Below are 5,913 nucleotides of genomic sequence, written 5' to 3' on the forward strand. Positions count from 1 at the left end.
GACGGCGGGGCCCTCCAGACCGAAGGTGTAGGCCACCCGGCCGGAGGCGACACTGCCGGAACCGCCGGTGGTGAGCAGGCCCTCGACTCCCTCGGGCAGTTCCCACGAATCCTGGGCGTAGTCGTGGTACATCAGGCCCGTGAAGACTCCGGTACGGCTGCCGCGGAGTGTCTCCGGGTCGATCCCGGCCCGCTCGAACGCCTCCCACGAGGTCTCCAGCAGCAGCCGCTGCTGCGGATCCATCGCCAGCGCCTCACGCGGCGAGATCCCGAAGAACCCGGCGTCGAACTCGGCCGCCTCGTGGAGGAAGCCGCCGTCGCGGGCATAGGTCCTGCCGAGACGCTCCGGGTCGGGGTCGTAGAGTCCCTCGACGTCCCAGCCTCGGTCCTCCGGGAACCGGGAGATGCCGTCCCGGCCGGAGGCCACCAGCTGCCACAAGTCCTCCGGCGAGCGCACCCCGCCCGGCAGACGGCAGCTCATGCCGACGATGGCGATCGGCTCGTCGGTCCCGGCCGCAGTGCCCGGTCCCGCCTCCGCGCCGGTCACGGCGGCCGGGGCCTCGCCGAGGAGTTCGGTGCCGAGGAGCCGGGCGAGAGCGGCGGGCGTGGGGTGGTCGAAGACGAGGGTGGCGGACAGGCGCAGGCCGGTGGCGGTGGACAAGCGGTTGCGCAGTTCCACGGCCGTCAGCGAATCGAAGCCCAGGTCCTGGAAGGCGTGCGCGGGCTGCACGGCCCGGGCGGAGGTGTGGCCGAGTACTGCGGCGGCCTCGCCCCGGACCAGCTCCAGGAGGGCCTCGTCACGCTCGTCCGCGGCCAGTCCGGCGAGTCGGCCGGCGAGGGAACCGGTGGCGGCGCGCTGGGCCGTGCCGCGCGCGGAGACGCGGACGAGTCCGCGCAGCAGGGCCGGCACGTTCTCCGCCGCGCGGTCGCGCAGGGCGGCGGTGTCGAGGCGGACCGGCACGAGCACGGGCTCGTCCGAGGCGAGCGCCGCGTCGAACAGCCGCAGACCTTCCCCGTCGGACAGCGGCAGGACACCGGAGCGCGCCATCCGCGTCCTGCCCGCCTCGTCCAGGGCGTCGGCCATGGCGCCCTTCTGCTCCCACAGGCCCCAGGCCAGCGACACCGTGGGCCGGCCCTGGGCGCGGCGGTGCCTGGCGAAGGCGTCGAGGAAGGCGTTGGCCGCGGCGTAGTTCCCCTGGCCGGAATTGCCGAAGACACCCGCGGCGGAGGAGAACAGCACGAACGTGGTGTGCTTGCCGGTGAGTTCGTCCAGGTTGAGCACCGCGTCGGCCTTGGGCGCGAGGACGGCGGCCAGGCGCTCCGGGGTCAGCGCGGCGATCACCCCGTCGTCCAGGACGCCGGCGGTGTGCACGACGGAGTCGACCGGGGTGGTGGCCAGCAGCCCGGCGAGGGCGCCGCGGTCGGCGACGTCGCAGGCGGCCCACTCCGCTTCGGCGCCGAGCGCCGCGAGTTCGGCCCGCAGGCCCGCGGCGCCCGGGGCGTCCGCGCCACGACGGCTGACGAGCAGCAGCCGGCGCACGCCGTGCGCGGTGACCAGGTGGCGGGCGAGCGTTTCACCGAGCGCCCCGGAGGCGCCGGTGAGGATTACGGTGCCGAGGCCCCCGGACGCTCCGCCGGCCGGGGCGGGAGCCGCCTCGCCGGTGGAGCCGGTGGCCGTCTCCGGCGTCCGTGGTGCGGCGGTGCGGGCCAGCCGCGGCGCGCCGGCCTCCCCGCCGCGGACGATGACGTGGGGCTCGCCGGACAGCACGACGCCGGGCGCCAGCGCGGCCGCCTCGTCCGGGCGGTCCGTCTCGAGCAGGGTGATCCGGCCGGGGTTCTCCGCCTGGGCGGAGCGCACCAGGCCACCCGCCGCGGCGTGCGCGAGGTCGTCGCAGCGGGCCACCAGCACGAGGTGCGGTGTCCGCTCCTCGGCCACCCAGCGCTGGACCAGCCCCAGTACCCCGGAGGTGACCGCACGGACCCGCTCGGCCCCGGTCAGCCCTGCCGGGCCGTCGGGGAAGGGGACGACGGCCGTGTCCGGTGCCTGAAGGGCCGTCGTTCCGTCCGCTCCGTCCGAGGGCAGGGCCAGCGGCACCGTCTCGACGGTGAACAGCGAGTCACCGGAGTTCTTGCGCAGCTGCTCGGCCGAGACGGGGCGCAGCGTGAGCGATGCGACCGACGCCACCGGTGCCCCGGTGCCGTCGGCGACCGTCAGGGACACCGCGTCCGCACCGGCCGGCGCCAGCCTGACTCGTACGGTGGACGCGCCCGTGGCGTACACGGACACCCCAGACCAGGCGAACGGCAGGAGCGGCCCCCCGGCCCCGGCATCGGCATCGGCGGAGCCGCCCGCGCCGATCGCGTGCAGCGACGCGTCCAGCAGCGCCGGATGCAGGAGGAAGGAGCCGGCGTCCGTGCCCTCGGGGAGAGCGGCCTCCGCGAACACCTCCTCACCCGCGCGCCAGGCGCCGCGCAGACCGCGGAACGCCGGCCCGTAGGACAGGCCGAGGGCTGCCAGCCGGTCGTGGAAGCCGTCCAGAGCGATCGGTTCGGCGCCCGCCGGCGGCCACGCCGTGAGCGTGCGGCCGGCGGCCCCGGTGCCCGCCTCCGCGGTCGCTTCGGCGACGGAACCGGTGGCATGGCGGACCCATGGCAGGTGGGCGTCCTGGTCCGGGCGCGAGTGCACGGTCAGCGGCCTGCGGCCGGTGCCGTCGGCCGCGCCGACCCACACCTGCACCGCGACGCCACCCTCCTCGGGGACGACCAGCGGCGCTTCCAGGGTGAGGTCCTCCAGCAGGTCGCAGCCGGCTTCGTCGGCGGCGCGCATGGCCAGCTCGACGAACGCGGTGCCCGCCAGGAGCACGGTGCCGAGCACGGCGTGGTCGCTCAGCCACGGGTGCGTGCGCAGGGACAGCCTGCCGGTCAGCAGCCGCTCGTCGCCGCCGGCCAGGGAGACGGCCGCGCCCAGCAGCGGATGGCCGGCCGCGCCCAGGCCCGCGGCACGGACGTCACCGGAGGTGGCCGGTGAGGCGTCGAGCCAGTAGCGCTCGTACTGGAAGGCGTAGGTGGGCAGGTCGACGCGGCGGGCGCCGGGGAAGAAGGCGTGCCAGTCCACTTCGTGCCCGTGCGCGTGCAGTTCGGCGACCGCGGCGACGATTGCGGCCCGCTCGGTGCGGTCGGCGCGCAGGGCGGGCACGGTGACCACGTCCTCGTCCAGGCAGCCCTGGGTGAGGCCGCTCAGCACACCGCCGGGGCCGATCTCCACGAACGTGGTCACGCCCAGCTCGTGCAGGGTCCGCGTGGCGTCGGCGAAACGCACCGTCTCACGGACGTGCCGGCCCCAGTACTCGGGCGTGTACGGCTCCGCCGGGCGGCCGGTGAGCGTGGAGACCACCGGAATCCGCGGCTGCTCGTAGGCCAGTCCTCGGACGACCTGGCCGAACTCCTCCAGCATGGGGTCCATCAGCGGTGAGTGGAACGCGTGGCTCACCTTCAGTCGGGAGGTCTTGCGCCCCCGCCGGGCGAACGCGTCAGCGATCTCCAGCACCGCGTCCACCGCTCCGGAGAGCACCACCGACGAAGGGCCGTTGACCGCCGCGACACCCACACCCTCGCCCAGATGCGGCAGCACCTCCTCCTCGGTGGCCTGCACGGCGACCATCGCACCACCCCCCGGCAGCGCCTGCATCAGCCGGGCCCGCGCCGACACCAGCCTCGCCGCATCCCCCAACGACAACACACCCGCCACATGCGCCGCCGCCACCTCACCCACCGAATGCCCCGCCACACAATCCGGCCGCACACCCCACGACTCCAGCAACCGGAACAACGCCACCTCGACCGCGAACAACGCCGGCTGCGCCGAACCCGTCCGATGCAACTCCTCCGAGTCCACCTCCAGCACCCCGCCAAGATGCCCACACACCTCGTCATACGCCTCGGCGAACGCCGGGTACGCCGCGTACAGTTCGCGGCCCATGCCCGGGCGCTGCGACCCCTGGCCGGAGAAGAGGAACCCGACTCGCCCGCCGGAGCCCGACCGGCCGCGCGCTACGCCCGGGGCCGGGGAGCCGGAGGCCACGGCCCGTAGCCCCTCGGCCAGCTCGGCCGGCGTCCCGCCCTGGACCACCGCCCGGTACTCGAGGGCCGTGCGGGTGGTGGCGAGCGAGAACGCCACGTTGTACGGGGAGACCTCGGTCCCTGTACGGGCCAGCAGGCGTTCGGCCTGGGCACGCAGGGCCTCCTCCGTACTGCCGGAGACCACCCACGGCACCGGTCCGCCCTCGGCCGGGCGTACGGCCTGCGGGGCGGGGGCTTCCGTACTCTCCTCGCCTTCCGCCGGCGTCTCCGGCTCCTCCCCGGCGTCCTGGGCGGAACCCTCGGCCGACGGGGCCTCCTCGATGATCGTGTGGGCGTTGGTGCCGCTGATCCCGAAGGAGGAGACACCGGCCCGGCGCGGCTCGTCCGACGTCGGCCAGGAGGTGTGCTCGGTGAGCAGCCGTACGGCGCCCGCCGACCAGTCGACGTACGGGGACGGTGCGTCGACGTGCAGCGTGCGCGGCAGTTCGCCGTTGCGCATCGCCATCACCATCTTGATGACGCCCGCCACACCGGCCGCGGCCTGGGTGTGGCCGATGTTGGACTTGATCGAGCCGAGCAGCAGCGGCTTGTCCCCGGTACGGGCCTGCCCGTACGTCGCGAGCAGCGCCTGCGCCTCGATCGGGTCGCCGAGCCGGGTGCCCGTGCCGTGTGCCTCCACCACGTCGACCTGGGCCGCGGTCAGCTTGGCGTCGGACAGGGCCTGGCGGATCACCCGTTGCTGGGAGGGGCCGTTGGGGGCGGTCAGGCCGTTGGACGCACCGTCCTGGTTGACGGCGGAGCCGCGGACGACCGCGAGGATCTCGTGCCCGTTGCGGCGGGCGTCCGAGAGACGCTCCACGAGCAGCAGGCCGGCGCCCTCGCCCCAGCCGGTGCCGTCGGCACCGGCTGCGAACGCCTTGCAGCGGCCGTCGGGTGCCAGTCCGCGCTGACGGCTGAAGCCGACGAAGGTGGCGGGGCCGACCATCGCGGTGACACCGCCGGCCACGGCGAGAGAGCACTCGCCGCTGCGCAGCGACTGGACAGCCAGGTGCAGGGCCACCAGCGACGAGGAGCAGGCCGTGTCGACAGTGACGGCCGGGCCTTCGAGACCGAAGGTGTAGGCCACCCGGCCGGAGGCGACGCTGCCCGACGTTCCCGTCCCCAGATAGCCCTCCAGGTCCTCCGGGGCGTTCTGGAGGGTGGCGAGGAACTCGTGGTTCATCACTCCGGTGAACACACCGGTCCGGCTGCCCGCCAGCGAGGCGGCGTCGATACCCGCCCGCTCGAAGAGCTCCCACGACGTCTCCAGCAGCAGCCGCTGCTGGGGGTCCATGGCGAGCGCCTCACGCGGCGAGATCCCGAAGAGTCCGGCGTCGAACCGCGCCGGGTCGTGCAGGAACGCGCCCTCACGGGCGTAGCTGGTGCCCCGCGACTCCGGGTCCGGGTCGTAGAGCGCGTCCAGGTCCCAGCCGCGGTCGGTGGGGAACTCCGAGACGGCGTCGCGGCCGCCGGCGACCAGCCCCCACAGATCCTCGGGTGAATCGACACCACCGGGGTAGCGGCAGCTCATTCCGATGATGGCCACCGGCTCCCCGGCGGCGTCCTCATGGTCTCGAAGGCGCCGCCGGGTCTCCTGGAGATCCGCGGTGACTCGCTTCAGGAAATGGCGGAGCTTGCCCTCGTTCGCCACCGAAATCTTTCCTCACTCCTGCGATGACTTACCGGAATTCAGCAAAGGCTCACCAGGGCACACCCAAGCGGTCAGGAAATCCCGAATTCCTTGCCGATCAGATCGAATACTTCGTCGTCCGTGGCTGATTCCAGATCACTCTCG

The 5,913-nt window shown here is 74.1% G+C and carries 1 protein-coding gene; it reads right to left on the reverse strand.

Translation table 11 applies throughout. The features are described 5' to 3' along the window. The coding region (locus tag ABEA26_RS34555; RefSeq protein WP_345597844.1) for a type I polyketide synthase at nucleotides 1-5,769 on the reverse strand (5,769 nt) is incomplete at its 3' end. Between the last annotated feature and the right edge of the window lie 144 nt (nucleotides 5,770-5,913).

The organism is Streptomyces marokkonensis, from assembly GCF_039539045.1.
Lineage (GTDB): Bacteria > Actinomycetota > Actinomycetes > Streptomycetales > Streptomycetaceae > Streptomyces > Streptomyces marokkonensis.